This window comes from Levilactobacillus lanxiensis, from assembly GCF_016861655.1.
Taxonomy (GTDB): Bacteria; Bacillota; Bacilli; order Lactobacillales; family Lactobacillaceae; genus Levilactobacillus; species Levilactobacillus lanxiensis.
The window spans coordinates 191059-208725 of record NZ_BOLN01000004.1 but is presented as its reverse complement, the minus strand read 5'-3'; the positions used below and the strand labels follow the sequence as shown (position 1 = coordinate 208725).

Below are 17667 nucleotides of genomic sequence, written 5' to 3'. Positions count from 1 at the left end.
CTGCTGTCCCCCTTATAAATGACTAGTAACGCTTCATGACCCGCTCAATCTCTCGGTCTTGTTCCCGCCGTTTGATTGTTTGCCGCTTGTCATATTCTCGTTTCCCATGGGCAACGCCAATTAGCACCTTCGCAAATCCATGCTTCAGGTACATCTTCAACGGAATCAGGGTAACCCCTTTATCCATTGTCGCTTGACCTAACCGCCGAATTTCCTTCTTGTGTAACAGGAGTTTCCGGTTCCGTAACGGATCGTGGTTGAATCGGTTTCCCTGAACGTACTCACTGATGTGCACGTTCATCATCCACGCTTCGTTGTTCCGAATCTGGGCGAACCCATCTTGTAGGTTGACCCGCCGTTCACGCAACGATTTGATTTCGGTCCCCGTTAAAACGAGTCCGGCTTCAACCGTTTCCGTGACTGCATAATCATGCCGTGCCTTCCGGTTTTGAGCTAAAACGTTATCTGGTGTTTTCTTGGACTTTTTTTTCGCCAAGTTCAGTCACCTCGCTTAGTGCCGACCACCTTGTGAATTGTTGCGGTGTTGGCCGCCACCATTGTTGTTACTCCGGTGTTGGCTGTTATTCCCGCCACGTTGGTTCGATGATCGCTGATTCCCGTTCTGGTGATTGCCACCATTGCGGTTACCACCACCATGATTGTTCCCATTACTATGACCACCATTGTTGCTCCGGCCGTGGAAGTTGCCCCCACGAGAGCGGTGTTCACGGTGTGGTAATAAATCACTAGTTGGTGTTTTTTCTGGGTTTAATAATTCGAAGTCAATTTCACTTTGTTCCTTGTCGACGTGGATAACCTTAACCCGAATTTCTTGACCGATCCGGTAAGTCCGACGCGTGTTGCGCCCAACTAAGGCCAGATACTTTTCAACGTATTCGTAGTAGTCATCCTGCATCCGACTGATGTGGATCAACCCTTCGATGGTGTTTGGCAATTCGACAAACATCCCGAATTTCATGACAGAACTAACAACGGCGTCAAATTCTTCGCCGACGTGGTCAGCCATGTATTCAGCCATCTTCATGTCGTTGGTATCACGTTCAGCATCGATGGCGCGACGTTCAGCTTCGGACGTATGGATCCCGATTTCTTCCAAAATTGGGGCAAACTTTTCCTTGCTGCTATCGCCAGTACCGTGGTCTTCGTAGTAATGAATCATCCGATGAACCATGGTATCTGGGTACCGCCGGATTGGAGACGTAAAGTGGGTGTAGAACTCAGCACCTAACCCGAAGTGACCCAAGGACTGGTCAGCGTAACGGGCTTGCTTCAAGCTCCGTAACATCATCACAGAAACCATGGCTTCTTCAGGTTTGCCAGCAACCTGCTTCAGAATGCCTTGTAACATCTTTGGCCGTAAATGATCGGCATCACCCTTAACGTTGATCCCGAAGGCCGTTAAGAATTCAAAGAAGCTCCGGACACGGTCGCCATCTGGCGTTTCGTGGACCCGGTATAAGAAAGGCACCTTGGCACGGAAGTAGTGTTCCGCAACCGTTTCGTTAGCAGCCAACATGAAGGATTCAATCATCCGTTCGGAGATCCCACGGGTCCGCAACTTAACGTCTACGGCGTGGCCCTTGTCATCGACAATGATTTCAGCTTCACGGTCATCAAAATCAATGGCTCCACGACGCTTACGGTGCTTAACCAAAATCTTGTGCAACTCGCCCATAGCTTCAAACATTGGGACGAGTGACTTGTAACGGTCCATAGTCAATGGGTCATGGGCTTCCAAGATTTGGTTAACGGCCGTGTAGGTCATCCGTGCCTTAGAGCGCATGACAGATGGGTGAATCCGGTGCTTAACAACATTCCCGGAGTCATCAATTTCCATGTCACAACTCATACATAACCGCAATTCACCCTCGTTTAAAGAACAAATCCCGTTAGATAAGCGCCGTGGCAACATTGGAATAACCCGGTCAGTCAGGTAGACACTGGTCCCCCGCTTGTAGGCTTCCTTGTCCAGGATTGAATCTTCTTGAACATAGTGGGAAACGTCCGCGATGTGGACCCCTAAATGATAGTTTCCGTTAGGCAATTTCCAAACGGTAACGGCATCATCCAAGTCTTTTGAAGACTCGCCATCAATGGTGACCAAGTCTTGGTCCGTAATATCTTCCCGGCCAGCCATTTCTTCAGGCAGCACGTGATCTGGAATCTCATCAGCGGCCTGCATGACCTCTTCTGGGAATTCAGAAGGAATGTTGTGTTGGTACACGATCTGTAAAATATCGATACCAGGATCATCAACGCTCCCGATGACTTGCTTAGCAATCCCAACCATGGCATCTGGATGCGCATCGCTCGGGTATTCGGTGATTTCAGCCGTGACGACCTCACCTGGGGTGGGGTTCAAGCCAACAGCGGTCACGTAGAACTTGTACTTCATGACCTTCTTGTCCGTTAAACGAACCTGACCCAAATAACCGTTATCGTCTTCGGTCTTGAAGAATTCACCAACAACTTGTTCGTAGTGGTGTTCAACAATTTCCGTGACCTTACCTTCAGGACCTTTGCCGCTACGAGGATCCCCTGCGCGAACAATTTCAATCTTAACGGTATCGCCGTTCAGGGCCCGTAACGTGTTGTTAGGGGCAATGTAGGCGTCCGGTTCAATCTTGTTTTCATCATATGCGACAAAGCCAAAGCCCTTGTCGTTACCGTGGAAAATCCCGGTCAACGTCCGTTGGCTAGGATCCAATTGAAAATGACCGTGGTCCGTTACTTGGACAAGACCGTCGCGTTCCAACTGTGCTAACTCCTGCACGATCAGCTTAAAAGCAGCTGAGCCGTGGTAGTGGAGTGCATCCGAAATATCTTCAACTGTGTAGCTTTGTTCCGAATGGGACCGGAAGAAAGCTGTTAAATCTGTTTTCAATGTATTTTCTTGCACTATCGATTCCTCGTTATTTTAAAAGATTGTTTGTAGATAAGCTAAAATGTCCGTTTCTAATGCGCGGTGCGCGGTGTTCACGGTTAACACGTGACCCGCTCCTGCGTATTCGTGAAAATCAATTTGATCGGCCGGATAGGCCTCCGCCAACCACTTACCCGAACGGGGGTCGATCATGTGATCCGCATCCCCCTGGGCAATGAAGACGGGTTGCTTCACCCGGTCTAAATGCGTCGCTGTGGTATCAGCAAACGCTTGAATGGCCATCAACTGCGCGTTCAAATGGTCCTTCAACCACGCCACACGTTGCTCTTGGTCATCCCCCGTAATGTTCTGTTCCCGGTAGCTGGCACGAGCCATTTCAATAAATGACGCCGGAACGTTGGTTTGTCCCCGGTAGATCACGGGGGAGGCAATCGTCCCACCACCGAGAAGTTCAGGATGTTCCTGTAGGGCTCGCGTCGCAAACAAGCCACCTAACGACAGGCCGAAAATGGCAATACGCTCGTAACCACGTTGCTTTAAGAAAGCAATCGCGTCCTCAGTATCCTGCCACCACTGCTTCGGTGAGCCCAGTCGCAAAACATCGGCTGGGTCCCCCGTGGCGTGGCCAGTAAAGATTGGCGCCAGCACGGTGTAATTTTCACCCTGTAGCCGGCGCGCTAAAATACGCATGTCATTGGAGCTCCCGGAATAAGCGTGCAGTAGAATCACTGCTTGAGGCCCCTGCTCGAAAAAGAGCGGGGTTGGTTTTCGAATCATGTAAAACCACCACTTTCCGCTATTTTTGACTCGGGTAGTCTGTAAAAAAGCCCCCTGTAACTAACAAACAGGAGGCCCACATTCTACTCTAGTGTGAAGATAAATAAACTAAAGCCATTGCCAGCCCAAAGAATAAGGCACCCAAAACAACGGTCACTTTTTGCATGAAAGCTTCGAAGCCACGGGGCTTAGCCTTTGCAAATAAGTCGTCCGCACCACCAGATAAAGCGGATAACGCGTCGTTGGTCTTAGCAGGCTGCATCATTACCGCAATGATAATCAAAACAGCAACAATTAAAATACAGGTCATTAAAAAGTTATACACGAATTTGCCTCCTACCTATCGAATAGGTCTAATAGGTCTAACTATACCTTACCAATTTATCATAGTCAGCCACTTTTTACCAGCCCCCTGCTTGGTTAATCGGCCAAATGAGGGTGAGAATCGTTTAACTGGGTAAGCTGTTGGCGGACGAACGCTCGGTTACGCTGATACGTGAAAATCAGTAACGTATCGCCTGCCCGTAAAATGGTGTCTCCCCGAGGAATCACGGACCGCTCGCCTCGTTGAACGCTGACCAGCAATGACCCCTTAGGCCAAACTAAATCACGGACCTGCCGACCAGCTAGGCCGGAACCTTCACTCACCGCAAACTCAATGCGATCCGTCGGTCCAGCCGTTTTGGCCTCTGCTGGCGCCACCATCTGCTGGAGCATCGCTTCATAGATAGGCGCGCCCCCCAGAACATCGACGGTGATATACGCCACAATGGCGACCACAGCCAACGGCATCAAATGGTGCAAGGTCCCAACCATTTCCGTAATCAGTAAAATCGCCGTGAATGGGGCCTTAGAAATGCCAGCAAAGTAACCAGCCATAGCATAGATAATCAGATTGGCCACGTAAATTTTTGGTAACCAGCCCGCCAATACGAAGGAGCGGGCGCCAATGGCCCCGAGTAAGGCCCCTAATGTCAGAATCGGCAGGAAAATCCCACCAGGCAAGCCCGAACTATAGCTAATCGTTGAAAAGCAGAACCGTAAAATGAAGTAACCAATCAACGGCATGAGTAGCGGTGTATGCTTAGCGAACAGAACAATCATTTGATTCCCGCCGCCTAAAGCAACCGGCCACAGAAGACCGATGGGAATAACCAGCAGGAAAGGAATGATGCCATCAAGGTGTTGCGGTAACCACGTGAGCTTCGCATACCAACTACCACCACGGAGGGTGACCCACTGATAGACATAGCCCAGCAAGCCTAGGCCAACGCCTAAAATCAGTAATAACCAATAATATCGTAACGGTAACGTTTGTTGGTAGTTTATGTGTAGCACGGGTGTTAAGCCAAAGAACTCATTCGAGACAAAATTGGCAACGACGGCACTGGTCAGCGACGTGAGCCAAACCAGTGTCGAGAAATTATGATAAACCTCTTCCAAAATAAATAACGTTGACGCAATGGGCGCATTAAACGCAGCTGACAGACCCGCGGCAGCCCCACCCGCAATCAATAAGCGGCGTTGACTCCCCTTCAGGTGTAGGCCCTCAGCGACCCCCTGAGCGACGGTCCCACCCAGTTGAATGGAGGGTCCTTCTCGGCCAAGGAACAGCCCGGACCCAATGCCCAGAATCCCACTGACAAACTTCTTCCACAGAACTGGCCACCAAGCATAGTCCATTTCGCCGGCCAGTTGCCCTTCAATTTGGGGAATCCCAGAACCTTTGATCATGGGTGACTCTTTGGTCCAATGACCAATCAAAGCGGCCACGGCAACCAGCAGAATTGCCCACGGAATGAGCCACCACGGGTTCTGACCAAACCAGCCGTACAGGCCCTGCATAAACTTGAGAAGGTGCTCTATGGCCAAACGAAACGTGCTGACGACGACCCCAGCAAGTAGGCCGACTACGCTACCGAAAAAGATGGCGTTGAGTCGTGTGAGATCATGTTGGGTACGGTGCTGACGTTTCATTAGGCGATTCCTCCGGTATTTTTAGTCTAACAACTAGTTTAGCACAAAATGTTGTCAGACTAACGACGAATCCGCCGGTACCCGGTCAGACCGGTAAGCCCTAGAAGGACGCTAGCGCCGTACCACGCCAATGGAAGCGTTTGTTCGTCCGTTTGGGGTAACTGCGACGTTTTTGCCGATGAGGCTTGCTTCGCAATGTGCCCTGGCCGTTGACCACGAGTCGATTGGGTCGTACCCGGACGACGATGAGCCGTTTGGGGCTGATGCGTTGGCTGAGTTGGTCGTTTAGCTGGCTTGTCTGCCGTAACGGTCGCAGTTACCGGTTGCCACCAGTCCGCAGCCCCCTGATGGCTCAACGGATGATTGGTCACCTGTAATTGCGGCAAGGTACTGGTGCTGGGCGCGGTGGTCAGTGTGGGCACCGGCTTCTTGCCTGGCCGTGAAATAGTGACCAAGGCTGGTTGCCCGATTGGATGTGTCGTTGTTGGCACCTGGATTGGCCTAGGATGCGGCGTTGGTAATTGTGGTGCACTTGGTTTGGTTTGCGGTTTCGATGGCACTGGCGGCTTAGGAATGGCCACCACGTCCTTGTCACCAGCGTTTGGTTGCTTTGCGGGTTTGTCTGGTTCTGGTTTCGGTTCTGGTTTCGGTTCTGGTTTCGGTTCTGGTTTCGGTTCTGGTTTCGGTTCTGGTTTCGGTTCTGGTTTCGGCTCTGGTTCTGGCTTCGGAATTTGTGGTTTTGGTTCACCACCCGCCATCCCATTAGAAGAGTTCGTAGAAATAGCCTTCACCTTAATATGCCAATCTTCCGCCTTCGACAGCACTATCTTTTCCACATCCTTGGCATTGATTAACTCATATCCCTTCGGCACTTCCAACGAGAGCCGTCCCCCAAGCGTTAGTTTTGGACCCGATTCTCTTGCATAAACTTGTTCTCCTGTTTCAGTAACAAACGCCAAATGAACATGTGCTAGCGTCACAACACCGTTATACGTGACTGTTTGTATGCCATTAGCTCCAGAATGAACTTCTGACGAGAGTTTTTGTAACTCAGACAAGCGCTTTACTTCATCCCCCGCTTCGAGCCGTTGTGTTTCTTTTTTATAGAGCCTAGTTTCTGCTTTAGAACTCCCCTCATCAATGGCATTTATCTTGTGCTCTACCGTCACCAATTTCGCCAACGCCAACGAACCCCCAAAAACGCCAACACTCCCCATCCCCACAGTAAAGCCACTAACCATCAACAGCATGACGCGCAATCTTGTAAAATTCATCATTGTAATTCCCCCTCGTTAAAGTTAACTCCGTAAGAAACCGCCGATTATTTTATTTTTCGCGCAAGTTTTTCAAATTTTTTCGTCGTTCCAAAAAAAAAGAAAAAAAAAAGCAGGCCCATCACTGGACTTGCTTCTTAATAATCATTTTTAAACTACTTGTTGATGATGGCTAAACGCGCATCTTCGCTCAAGTTGTAGAAGGAGTGAATACCCTTGTAGTTGGAAGTCTTACCTAATTGGTCTTCGATCCGCATTAATTGGTTGTACTTAGCGATACGTTCGCCACGGCTCATTGAACCAGTCTTGATTTGGCCGGCGTTCAAAGCAACAACCAAGTCAGAGATAGTCGTGTCTTCAGTTTCACCAGAACGGTGAGAGATAACGGCCGTGTAACCAGCTTGCTTAGCCATTTCAACGGCTTCAACAGTTTCAGTCAAAGTACCGATTTGGTTCAGCTTGATTAAGATAGAGTTGGCAACGCCCATCTTGATACCCTTTGCCAAGTAGTCCGTGTTCGTAACGAATAAGTCGTCACCAACGATTTGGACCTTCTTGCCAAGGCGTTCAGTAGCCATTTGCCAGTCTGCCCATTCGTTTTCGTCCAAAGGATCTTCGATGGAAACAACTGGGTACTTGTCAACGATGCTTTCCAGCAAGCTAACAAATTCTTCAGCAGTGTATTCCTTACCGTCACCCTTAAGTTCGTACTTCTTGGTGTCAGCATTGTAGAATTCTGATGAGGCACAGTCAAAGGCGATAGCAACGTCCTTACCAGGTACGTAGCCGGCGTTCTTGATAGCTTCAACTAAGATTTCGAATGGTTCTTCATTGTTCTTCAAGTCAGGAGCGAAACCACCTTCGTCACCAACGGCAGTTGAGTAGCCCTTTTCGTTCAACAAGTTCTTCAAGTTGTGGAACGTTTCTGAACCCATCCGGATAGCTTCCTTGACAGTCTTAGCACCAACAGGCATGATCATGAATTCTTGGAAATCAACCTTGTTGTTGGCGTGCTTCCCACCGTTGATAACGTTCATCATTGGCGTAGGAAGGACGTGACCATTGAACCCGCCTAAGTAGTTGTACAGAGGTTGGCCTAATTCGTCAGCAGCAGCACGGGCAGCAGCTAAGGAAACACCTAAGATAGCGTTAGCACCTAACTTACCCTTGTTTGGCGTACCGTCCAAGTCGATCATGGCTTGGTCAATGGCACGTTGGTCGGTAACATCGTAGCCAACAATTTCTTTGGCGATGATGTTGTTTACGTTGTCAACAGCCTTAGTAACACCCTTACCCATGAAACGACTCTTGTCGCCATCACGAAGTTCAACGGCTTCATGTTCACCAGTTGAGGCACCAGAAGGAACGATCCCCCGGCCCATTGCACCGGCTTCAGTGTAAAGTTCAACTTCAACAGTTGGGTTACCACGAGAATCTAAGACTTCGCGTGCGTAAATATCAGAAATAATAGACATTTTTTGTATTCTCTCCTTATGAGTGTTTGGCTTCACGGGAACAAAACAACAATCCCATGCTTTATTCTATAAGTTTAACTTTGAACTTTCAATCACATTTTGCTCGAATTACAAATTTTGGTAGTTCGCCAGCTGAATGAAAGAGTTTTCATCCAAACTAGAGCCCCCGGCGAGCACGCCATCGACATTATTTTTGGCCATCAGACCAGCAATATTGTCGGGCTTGACGCTCCCACCATAGAGAATTCGAACGCCATTGGCTAAATCATCCGAGTAAATGTCTGCCAACGTTTGGCGAATCAGGTAGCAGCCTTCTTCGGCTTGGTCGGTCGATGCGGAAGTCCCACTGCCAATCGCCCAGCTGGGTTCATAGGCAACCACGATCTTCGCAGCATCTTCCGGACTGACACCCTTTAATGCGGCGGTCACCTGGTTGACGACCCAGTGAATTTTTTCACCGGATTCGCGTCGGCCCATGGTTTCGTCACAACAGACGATTGGGGTCATGCCATTTCGGAAAACCGCTTGGACTTTCCGGTTAATGACATCATCCGTTTCGTTAAAGTAGCGGCGCCGTTCGGAGTGACCGACGATGGTATACGGAATCCCCATCTCGTGGAGCGCGCGTGGGCTAGTTTCACCCGTATACGCCCCGTCATCTTCGTAGTAGCAAGCCTCCGCGCCAATGCGCAGCACATCTTCAGTATTTGCCTCTAACATGGTCTGTAAAAATAACGCTGGTGCGGCAATCGCCGTTTCCACGACGTCCGCAGCCGGTAGTTTCCCCTGCACAGCTTCAACGAAACTGCGTGCTTCCGCGACCGTTTTGTTCATTTTCCAGTTACCAGCAATGAGTGGTATCCGCAACCTAATCCACCCTTTCCTAAAAATAAATTGACTACGCCCATCATCTTACCGAATTCCCACTGGATTAGCCAGCGAAGACCCTTAATAATCGGCGACTATCACAATAAAAAGCCGTGATGACAACCACCACAGCTCTTTATTAATTTACTTATCAGAAATTGCGGCAATTCCTGGTAACGTCTTCCCTTCGAGGTATTCGAGAGAAGCCCCACCACCAGTAGAGATGTGGGAAAGCTTGTCAGCAACACCGAGTTGTTGAACAGCAGCAGTTGAGTCACCACCACCGACAATCGTCTTAGCATCCGTCAAGGTCCCCAAGAACTTACCAATTTCCAAAGTTCCTTCAGCGTAGTTGCTCATTTCAAAGACACCCATTGGGCCGTTCCAAACAACCGTCTTGGCAGTCTTCAGAACGTCTTCGAATTCAGAAACTGACTTAGGTCCGATGTCCAAGGCCATATAGCCATCAGGCACGTCGCCGTCAACCGTCTTGTGAGCGGCATCGTTGTCAAACTTTTCAGCAACAACGGAATCAACAGGCAGAACCAACTTGTCGCCGGCCTTGTCCAAGATTTCCTTGGCTAAGTCGATCTTGTCGGTTTCAACTAATGAGTTCCCAATCTTCATACCCTTAGCAGCGTAGAACGTGTAAGTCATCCCACCACCGATAAGAATCTTGTCAGCCTTAGCCAGCAAGTTGTCGATCACACCGATCTTGTCGGAAACCTTAGCACCACCCAAGATAGCAACAAATGGGTGTTCTGGGTTGTCAACGGCGCCACCGATAAACTTGATTTCCTTTTCCATCAAGAAACCAGCAGCCGTTTGGGCCATGTTAGCGGCGATGCCGGCGTTAGATGCGTGAGAACGGTGAGCCGTCCCAAAGGCATCGTTAACGAAGACGTCACCCAATGAAGCCCAGTACTTGCCCAATTCAGGGTCGTTACCGGATTCACGCTTAACGTATTCGCCGTCTTTAACATCTTCGTAACGGGTGTTTTCCATTACTAAGACGTCGCCATTGTTTAAGCCATCAATGGCATCTTCAAGCTGCTTGCCTTCAGTCGTTGGGACGAAGGTTACCGGCTTGTTTAACAAGTTGGACAGACGTTCAGCAACTGGACGCATGGACAATGCTGGTTTGTCGTCTTCCTTCTTGATCCGACCTAAGTGGGATAAGAGGATGGCCTTGCCACCATGTTCGATTACGTACTTGATCGTTGGTAATGCAGCAACGATACGGTTATCGTTACCAATCACGCCATCTTTGATTGGGACGTTAAAGTCGACCCGCATCAGGACTTTTTTGCCCTCTAAGTCTAAATCAGAAACTGTTAATTTAGCCAATTCTGAAATCCTCCTTGAGTTCTTATCTTTAAATGATTACTTTCACAATATACAGCACTTACCTCTGAATTTCAAAGGACTTGTGCAAATTTTTAACGACTTACAAAAAACGCAGCGAAGAAATTCCTCCCTCCGCCGCGTTCGTGAGTCTATTTATAAGCTACTGTTACAACGGTCGGATTAGAGAGTTGCGAAGTGCAATAAAGTCCGGACCATGTTGCAAGTGAAGCCCCATTCGTTGTCGTACCATGAAACAGTCTTAACTAATTGGGTGTCACCGTTAGTCGTAACTTCAGTTTGGGTTGGGTCAAAGACAGAACCGTGGTCATCATCGATGATGTCTGAAGAAACGATTTCGTCGGCGTTGTAACCAAAGGCTTCGTTACCTTCAGTGTGCTTCTTCATAGCGTCGTTGATTTCGTCAGCAGTAACCTTCTTGTCCAGAACAGTAACTAATTCCGTCAAAGAACCGTCAGTCAAAGGAACACGTTGTGCGTGGCCTTGTAACTTACCCTTCAAGTCAGGGATAACTAAACCGATAGCCTTAGCGGCACCAGTTGAGTGAGGAATCGTGTTAACACTGGCAGTACGGTTGTTACGCATCTTCTTACCACGAGGGCCATCCAAGATTTGTTGGGTAGCAGTGAAGGCGTGAATCGTGGTCATAGTCCCGGCCTTGATCCCGAATTCTTCGTTCATGAAGTAAGCCATAGGTGCTAAACAGTTCGTGGTGCAAGAACCAGCAGAAACGATAACATCGTCCTTGCTTAAGACGTCCAAGTTAACACCAGGAACAACCGTCGTAACGGCACCGGCTGGAGCAGATACTAATACCCGCTTAACACCAGCATCGATGTGGGCGTGAGCCTTTTCTTCGGAAGTGTAGAAACCGGTACATTCGAGAACGAAGTCAACACCGTCGTTCTTAACCCAAGGAATGTCTTGAGCCTTAGGGTCAGCGTAAACAGGGTATTCCTTACCGTCAACCACGATGCCCTTGTCCGTAGCGGAAACTTCGCCAGGGAAACGGCCATGAGTTGAGTCATACTTCAACAAGTAAGCTAACATTGAAGGTGTCGTCAAATCGTTGATGGCAACAACTTCGATGTCACTTGAGTGGAGTTCGTGAATCCGCTTGAAAGCCAAACGGCCGATACGTCCGAAACCATTAATACCAATCTTTACAGTCATACTGTGATTTCCTCCTTCAGGAAGCAAACAAAGATAATTTTTTTAAAAAGCAATACATGTTCATTGTATCACTTCTTTAAAACAAAGTCAGCAGCACCTTCATCGGTAATTAACCAAGTCTGTGCTGGCGCTAAACGCATGTACGCCGCAATTGCAGCGCCCTTCTCGGCACCACCGGCTACGGCGATGACTAATTGTTTAGCGGCTAAGTCGCCAATTTCCAGCCCGATACGGGGGAACTTGCTGACGACGTGGCCCTGGTCATCATAGAAATAACCAAAGGCCTCTCCCACGGCATGGGCCGCGGATAAATCGGCGATCACGTGCGGGTCCATGTTACGCCGCTCGGCCATGACAAATGCCTGACCGATGCCGTGAATCACCACATTGCTCTGCGCAATCAACTGGAGAACTTCGTGAATGGCCGGCTCAGCAAAGAGCGGCTTGTAGGTCTCCGTATTTAATTGCTCAGGCACATACAGCTGCCGGAACTCGCTGTTGGTGTGTTCTGCCATAGCAGCACTAACCGCGTTGGCCTGGATGGCTGGCGATTCACCAACACCACCCCGGGCCGGAACAAATAGCAACTGCCGATTGACGGCTAGTGCCGGAGTCAACGCATCCGCCACGGTGGCTAACGTGTGACCACCCATGACAGCCACGGTACTCTGGCCCTGCGGCAACTGATCATTCAACACCTGACTAGCCGCCTGGGCTAAGCCGTTGAGTGAGCCATTCGCCGCGGTGCTGTCCCCTGGCACAATGGTACAGTGGGCAATGCCCAACCGTTGCGCTAGTTCACGTTCCCGTTGTTGCCGCCCAGCCAAGTCGTTCATAACGGGGGCTAACCCCTGTAGAACGCGCTGACCAGTGGCCGTGATCTGCATGCCCTTCACGGACATTTGGACAAATCCCAGTCCCGCTAAGGCATCCGTCGTTGTCCGCACGGTGCGCTCCGAGCAAGCTAGCTTGGTGGCGAGGGTCCGGCGACCGACGGGTTGGAGGTTGGCGATTCCTTGCAGAACACGGAAGCGGCTGGTCAGTTTCCCAACCATCTGGGGCATAATTGCCTCGACCCACTGCCAATCTTCATGCATCCTGCTTACCTCCTAGTGGGACGTTATTCGACCAGAGGTGGCTGATAAACGCCCACTCTGGTCAAAAATTTAAAGGCCAACCAGAGCCAACCTTTTACGGTTATTAGTATAAGTCACCACAAGTGGTTTAGCAAGTGATTCAGTCTGTTAATTTATGTAAGCCCTTACAATAGAAGAAACTGGAAAATTAGGTTTCACTGGCAACCCCCTAGATTGGTGATTTTCTCGCATGAATTAGCCGTTGTCCAGAAAACTTAGCTAGTCGTGACGTCCCCCAACTTCCCCGTTACAACAGCCACAAACTGATTTCAATGCATAAAAAAATCCCACACCCGAAGGTATGAGATGCCGTGTTGTTAGTGATGCGCCCGGAGGGAATCGAACCCCCATTTCAAGAACCGGAATCTTACGTGCGATCCATTACACTACGGGCGCATAAAAATTGTTATGAACAACACCTCAATTACTATAACTGATTTTGGATAAAAATACAAGTCAGTTTGACTGTTTTCGTGAAAAATCATGCTATAATAACGGCATTAACTTACGTGGAGGTTTCGGTAAATGACGCGACATAAGACTTTCCGCCTGGTGGTGGACGCGCTCCTCATGGCGATTGTTTTACTACAAAATATCATTCCATTTTTGGGCTACATTCCCTTTGGGCCCTTCAGTATGACGTTGATTGGGTTAACCGTCATCGTCGCCGGCACCGCCTTAGGACCGAAGGATGGTATGGCCATTGGTGGTTTCTGGGGACTGATCACGTTCATTCGGGCCTTCACCTGGCCGTCCAGTCCGGTAGCTCCATTGATCTTTACCAACCCCTTTATTTCTATTCTGCCCCGCCTATTGATGGGACTGGTGGCGGGTGGCCTGTATGCTTGGGGACCCAAGCGTCACTGGTCCCAACGCCGATCCATGCAGGTCGCTGCCGGCTGTGCAGCGCTGGTCAATACGTTGCTAGTCTTGGGATTGGTCTTCATCTTCTACCAAACGCCCGCCGTGGCCACCGCATTCGGCGCTCAAGGCAACCAAACCTTAGGCTACGTCTTAATGATTTCATTGCTCACTAACGGCGTCCCAGAATTACTATTAGACGTGCTTGTGGCCCCATTGATTGCCCTGCCCCTGCGGAAACGTTGGGATCAGCTTCGTCGCTAAATTAAAGTTATATTCAAAGCCTGGGATTAAATCCTGGGCTTTTTTTCTGCCGTTATTTACGGCTTGTGAAGGGACTGCTAGACAAAAAGTATCCATTCATGGTTACATGCTGGTGTACATTTGTCCACAAATACCTCAACTTAATCCGCTTGTTTAAACAAAAAAAGGCCGCAACCACAAGGGTTACGACCAACTGATGCGCCCGGAGGGAATCGAACCCCCATTTCAAGAACCGGAATCTTACGTGCGATCCATTACACTACGGGCGCATAACAGCATCAGTATTTTTGATTACTTAATTACTATACCTGATACTGCATATAAATTCAAGGGGCCGTCGCAAAATTTTTACTTAGACATAAATGATGGTCATGCCACCGAAGGAAATATTCCCGTGAACCCGGACTTCCGGTGCATTCGGATCAATCTCTTGGAAACCTTTTTCCTCGATTGCGCCAAAGCTAGTATTCATATCATTTTTAACGTTCCACGTCTTGGGGAGGTAGAGTTCGACGCCACCAAACGAGTCATCCACGTAGATATCCGCACCCTCGTCATTGACCTTCACGTTGTCAAAATAAACCTTGGCATTGCCCATGGACACCTTGATGATCGCCCGTTTAAAATCCTGTGACTGCAGGTACCGGATACTACTACTCATGTTGACGTCCACGGTCAGCTCGGGATCATCCACGTCCTGAACATCTTCGGTCCAATCTTGCCCCCGGTGATGCCAGTCCTGACCATTGACGATGACGCGCGGCCCGTGATGGTGCCACCGCCACCGCGGCTTGATGATCAGGGACAACCCGGCTGTCAGTAAAATAGCGGCCCCGAGAATCGTCCAGGGCGCCAACGCTGCGATGCCCAACGGTTTGGCAAAGATGATGGCCAGGAACGCTAGCGAAAAGACCATCCCTCCGACTGTCAAATGTACCAAGCTTTCCACGAACGCGGCCACTAAGAAGACCGCGACTAACAATGTCCAGAACCCAATTTGATAGGTGAAGATGCCCATTCGGCTCGTCACTAAGATACCCGCGGCTAACACTAGGAACACACCCCAAAACCAATTTCGATGCATAGCACTTACCCCTTTTCCTCTAATGCGTCCTTCAACGCCTTGTAATACCGGCGCGATACGTAAATCTGTTTATGCGACTGTTGAAACCGGACCAAATTTCCGGTCACCGACTTGGTCAGCGACAAGATTTGGTTGCGATTGAGGATGGCTGATTTGGAAATTCGTTGGAAAGTCACCGGTAGGCTCTCGGCCAACTCATACAACGGTTGCCGGGTCACGAAGACCGCATCGGCCGTATGCACCATGACCTGGTGATCGGCTGCTTCTAGGAAAAGAATGTCCGCCACGGCCACTTGCACGTTTTGCCCGCGTTGCCGCAGCGTCAACCGCTTAGGCGTGGTGCCAACGGTATCGAGCGCCGCCATCACTTGGCTGAGATCGGTATTAGCCGCCGCACGAATCGTCACCTCGGGTTCGCTTACCGTGTCGTCGATTTCCACGTGAATTTTCAATCTGCCACCCCCTTTCGTTGTTCTTAGTAAACCATATCCCAATTGAAAAATAAATAGACTGGTCGCAACTGGTTATTTAACCGGCGTAAGTGGTCGTAACTGACTGAATACTCAGGCTTGATGGCATTAGCACTCTTCCGATTGACTGACAGAATACGTGACGTTTGGCCAAACTCTGTTATGATAGTTTTAGTCAAAAGGTTCAGGGTTCATCAGCGAGTCTTTTCGTTTGACCTACTCTGACCATAGCGGTACACTAACAACATGTTAGCAAAACGCTAGCCATTTAATTGTTAATAAGGGAGGCTATCTTGTCATGAATTTAGTACCAACAGTTATCGAACAATCATCCCGTGGCGAACGGGCCTATGATATCTATTCACGACTCTTAAAAGACCGGATCATTATGTTATCTGGTCCAATCGAAGATGACATGGCAAACGCCATCATTGCGCAGTTGCTCTTCTTGGATGCCCAAGACTCCACTAAGGACATTTCACTTTACATCAACTCACCAGGTGGGGTCGTTTCTTCCGGCTTAGCCATTTACGATACCATGAACTTCATCCAATCCGACGTGCAAACCATTACGTTGGGGATGGCAGCTTCCATGGCCAGTGTCTTGGCTTCATCCGGGACCAAGGGCAAGCGGTTTGCTTTGCCTCACGCCCAAGTGATGATTCACCAACCATCCGGTGGTGCCCAAGGCCAACAAACTGAAATTGAAATTGCTGCTCGCGAAATCTTGAAGACGCGTCAATTGATCAACAAGATTTTGGCTGACAACTCTGGTCAACCCGTTGAACGTCTGAACCAAGATACTGAACGGGACAACTACTTGAGTGCCCAAGAAGCCGTTGATTATGGTTTGATCGACCACATCATGACGAATAGTAGTGAACAAAAGAAGTAAACTTGTTTTAACGATAGCACTGACCCCCTGGGGCTGGTGCTATTTTTTTGCGCTCTTTTCCTTTATGAAAAATGGGCAGAAAAAAGAGCCTGAGACAAAATCCCAGACTCGTTTCCGTGTATCCATTTATATGGCTGAAACGTGCAACAAAAAAGCAGCCGGTTCCGCTTAAGGCTGCTAACCGCCTTTTCGTTCCACTCTACCTAAGCCGTTGCTTCTTCGCGCAGCTGTTTGGCATAATCATTAATTTTACGCAACCGGTGATTGATACCTGATTTGGAAATCGGACCACCGGGCACCAGGTCGCCGAGCTCCTTCAAGCTAACCTCTTGGTGCGCCATCCGGGCTTCGGCAACTTCGCGCAGCTTGATGGGCAGTTGGCCCAAGCCGACCGTCGCATCAATAAACTGAATGTTATCGAGTTGACGGGTCGAGGCGTTGGCCACCTTGTCCATGTTGGCGTTCTCGCAGTTGACCAAGCGATTGACCGAGTTACGCATATCCCGCATGATCCGGACATCTTCGAACCGTAGCATGGCCGTCGTGGCGCCAATCAGTGACAGGAAGTCGGCAATCTTTTCGGCCCCCTTCAGGTAGGTGATGTACCCACTCCGCCGCACGATGGTCCGCGCATTGAGGTCGTAACGGTTCATCATCTCCGCAATCATCTGGTTATGTTCCTCGTATAGTGAGTAGATCTCCAAATGGTAACGGCTGGTCTCGGGATTGTTGACGGAACCGCCGGCGAGGAAGGCCCCGCGGAGGTATGACCGCACCCGCATGTCATCGTTTAAAATGTCATCGGGTACGGACTCTAGCAGTTGCATGCCGTCGAAGATTCCTAGGTCGGATAAGACTTCCGTGACGCCGGTCTTGACCCGCACGATGTACAGGTTATTTTTCTTTAATTTCATCTTACGCCGGACCAACAGTTCACTTTCCAAATCATAGAACTGTTTGAGCAGCTGATACATCCGCCGGGCAATCGCTGGATTTTCCGTTTGGACATTCAAGACAAAGTGGTGGTTCGCGAGCCCTAAGGCACCGTTCATCCGGATCAACGCGACCAATTCGGCTTTAGCGTTGTCCCGGTGGACCTCCAGGGTGGTTAATTCTTTCTTGACTTCACTGGCATATGACACCG

16 protein-coding genes and 2 tRNA genes are annotated in these 17667 nt (G+C 49.5%); 2 read left to right on the top strand and 16 right to left on the bottom strand.

Annotation, left to right across the window (positions count from 1 at the left end):
* Nucleotides 1-22: 22 nt before the first annotated feature.
* From smpB to JUF22_RS06635, 12 genes are all read right to left on the bottom strand, one after another.
* Nucleotides 23-496 (bottom strand): SsrA-binding protein SmpB, encoded by a 474-nt coding sequence (smpB, locus tag JUF22_RS06690; RefSeq protein ID WP_203644787.1) that lies wholly within the window; start codon nt 494-496, stop codon nt 23-25.
* 15 nt (nt 497-511) lie between these two features.
* A complete protein-coding gene (gene rnr, locus JUF22_RS06685) occupies nt 512-2920 on the bottom strand; it encodes a ribonuclease R (RefSeq protein WP_203644780.1) in 2409 nt (802 codons plus the stop codon).
* Nucleotides 2921-2938: 18 nt separating this feature from the next.
* Nucleotides 2939-3682 (bottom strand): alpha/beta hydrolase, encoded by a 744-nt coding sequence (locus JUF22_RS06680; RefSeq protein ID WP_203644772.1) that lies wholly within the window; start codon nt 3680-3682, stop codon nt 2939-2941.
* 88 nt (nt 3683-3770) lie between these two features.
* Nucleotides 3771-4007: a preprotein translocase subunit SecG gene (gene secG, locus JUF22_RS06675; protein WP_125575696.1), complete on the bottom strand. Its 237-nt coding sequence runs from the start codon at nt 4005-4007 to the stop codon at nt 3771-3773.
* Nucleotides 4008-4102: 95 nt separating this feature from the next.
* Complete coding sequence (locus tag JUF22_RS06670; RefSeq protein WP_203644763.1) at nt 4103-5659, bottom strand: ClC family H(+)/Cl(-) exchange transporter; 1557 nt, start codon at nt 5657-5659, stop codon at nt 4103-4105.
* A 59-nt stretch (nt 5660-5718) separates the two neighbouring features.
* Nucleotides 5719-6936, bottom strand: coding sequence for an LPXTG cell wall anchor domain-containing protein (locus tag JUF22_RS06665; protein ID WP_203644951.1), 1218 nt, complete (start codon nt 6934-6936; stop codon nt 5719-5721).
* A gap of 152 nt (nt 6937-7088) precedes the next feature.
* Nucleotides 7089-8408, bottom strand: coding sequence for a phosphopyruvate hydratase (gene eno, locus JUF22_RS06660; protein ID WP_203639817.1), 1320 nt, complete (start codon nt 8406-8408; stop codon nt 7089-7091).
* 108 nt (nt 8409-8516) lie between these two features.
* Entirely contained in the window at nt 8517-9275 is a 759-nt protein-coding gene (gene tpiA / locus JUF22_RS06655) for a triose-phosphate isomerase (RefSeq protein WP_203644755.1), read from the bottom strand.
* 144 nt (nt 9276-9419) lie between these two features.
* On the bottom strand, nt 9420-10622 hold the full coding sequence (locus JUF22_RS06650; protein WP_203644754.1) for a phosphoglycerate kinase: 1203 nt from the start codon (nt 10620-10622) through the stop codon (nt 9420-9422).
* A 180-nt stretch (nt 10623-10802) separates the two neighbouring features.
* On the bottom strand, nt 10803-11813 hold the full coding sequence (gap, locus tag JUF22_RS06645; RefSeq protein ID WP_203644752.1) for a type I glyceraldehyde-3-phosphate dehydrogenase: 1011 nt from the start codon (nt 11811-11813) through the stop codon (nt 10803-10805).
* A 68-nt stretch (nt 11814-11881) separates the two neighbouring features.
* On the bottom strand, nt 11882-12910 hold the full coding sequence (locus JUF22_RS06640; RefSeq protein ID WP_203644743.1) for a sugar-binding transcriptional regulator: 1029 nt from the start codon (nt 12908-12910) through the stop codon (nt 11882-11884).
* A 363-nt stretch (nt 12911-13273) separates the two neighbouring features.
* Nucleotides 13274-13345 (bottom strand) — tRNA-Arg (locus JUF22_RS06635).
* 129 nt (nt 13346-13474) lie between these two features.
* Here JUF22_RS06635 and JUF22_RS06630 point away from each other — a divergent pair.
* Nucleotides 13475-14074 (top strand): ECF transporter S component, encoded by a 600-nt coding sequence (locus JUF22_RS06630; RefSeq protein ID WP_203644741.1) that lies wholly within the window; start codon nt 13475-13477, stop codon nt 14072-14074.
* 197 nt (nt 14075-14271) lie between these two features.
* Here JUF22_RS06630 and JUF22_RS06625 read toward each other — a convergent pair.
* The 3 genes from JUF22_RS06625 to JUF22_RS06615 all read right to left on the bottom strand — a co-directional run bounded on the left by JUF22_RS06625 (nt 14272) and on the right by JUF22_RS06615 (nt 15610).
* Nucleotides 14272-14343: transfer RNA gene (locus JUF22_RS06625), tRNA-Arg, on the bottom strand.
* 83 nt (nt 14344-14426) lie between these two features.
* Entirely contained in the window at nt 14427-15158 is a 732-nt protein-coding gene (locus tag JUF22_RS06620) for a LiaF transmembrane domain-containing protein (RefSeq protein ID WP_203644739.1), read from the bottom strand.
* 5 nt (nt 15159-15163) lie between these two features.
* A complete protein-coding gene (locus JUF22_RS06615) occupies nt 15164-15610 on the bottom strand; it encodes a LytTR family DNA-binding domain-containing protein (protein ID WP_203644738.1) in 447 nt (148 codons plus the stop codon).
* Between the two features lie 316 nt (nt 15611-15926).
* Here JUF22_RS06615 and clpP point away from each other — a divergent pair, with 316 nt between their 5' ends.
* Nucleotides 15927-16523 carry an ATP-dependent Clp endopeptidase proteolytic subunit ClpP gene (gene clpP / locus JUF22_RS06610; RefSeq protein ID WP_125765551.1) on the top strand — a complete coding sequence of 199 codons (597 nt, stop codon included), beginning with the start codon at nt 15927-15929 and terminating at the stop codon, nt 16521-16523.
* Between the two features lie 203 nt (nt 16524-16726).
* Here clpP and whiA read toward each other — a convergent pair whose 3' ends face one another.
* Nucleotides 16727-17665, bottom strand: coding sequence for a DNA-binding protein WhiA (gene whiA / locus JUF22_RS06605; RefSeq protein ID WP_203639822.1), 939 nt, complete (start codon nt 17663-17665; stop codon nt 16727-16729).
* Nucleotides 17666-17667 lie beyond the last annotated feature (2 nt).

Bases quoted from the DNA above. Each gene is read 5' to 3' on its own strand.
- JUF22_RS06680 (WP_203644772.1), bottom strand. From the start codon at position 3,682: ATGATTCGAAAACCAACCCCGCTCTTTTTCGAGCAGGGGCCTCAAGCA.
- JUF22_RS06670 (WP_203644763.1), bottom strand. From the start codon at position 5,659: ATGAAACGTCAGCACCGTACCCAACATGATCTCACACGACTCAACGCC.
- JUF22_RS06665 (WP_203644951.1), bottom strand. From the start codon at position 6,936: ATGATGAATTTTACAAGATTGCGCGTCATGCTGTTGATGGTTAGTGGC.
- eno (WP_203639817.1), bottom strand. From the start codon at position 8,408: ATGTCTATTATTTCTGATATTTACGCACGCGAAGTCTTAGATTCTCGT.
- gap (WP_203644752.1), bottom strand. From the start codon at position 11,813: ATGACTGTAAAGATTGGTATTAATGGTTTCGGACGTATCGGCCGTTTG.
- JUF22_RS06640 (WP_203644743.1), bottom strand. From the start codon at position 12,910: ATGCATGAAGATTGGCAGTGGGTCGAGGCAATTATGCCCCAGATGGTT.
- JUF22_RS06630 (WP_203644741.1), top strand. From the start codon at position 13,475: ATGACGCGACATAAGACTTTCCGCCTGGTGGTGGACGCGCTCCTCATG.
- JUF22_RS06620 (WP_203644739.1), bottom strand. From the start codon at position 15,158: ATGCATCGAAATTGGTTTTGGGGTGTGTTCCTAGTGTTAGCCGCGGGT.
- clpP (WP_125765551.1), top strand. From the start codon at position 15,927: ATGAATTTAGTACCAACAGTTATCGAACAATCATCCCGTGGCGAACGG.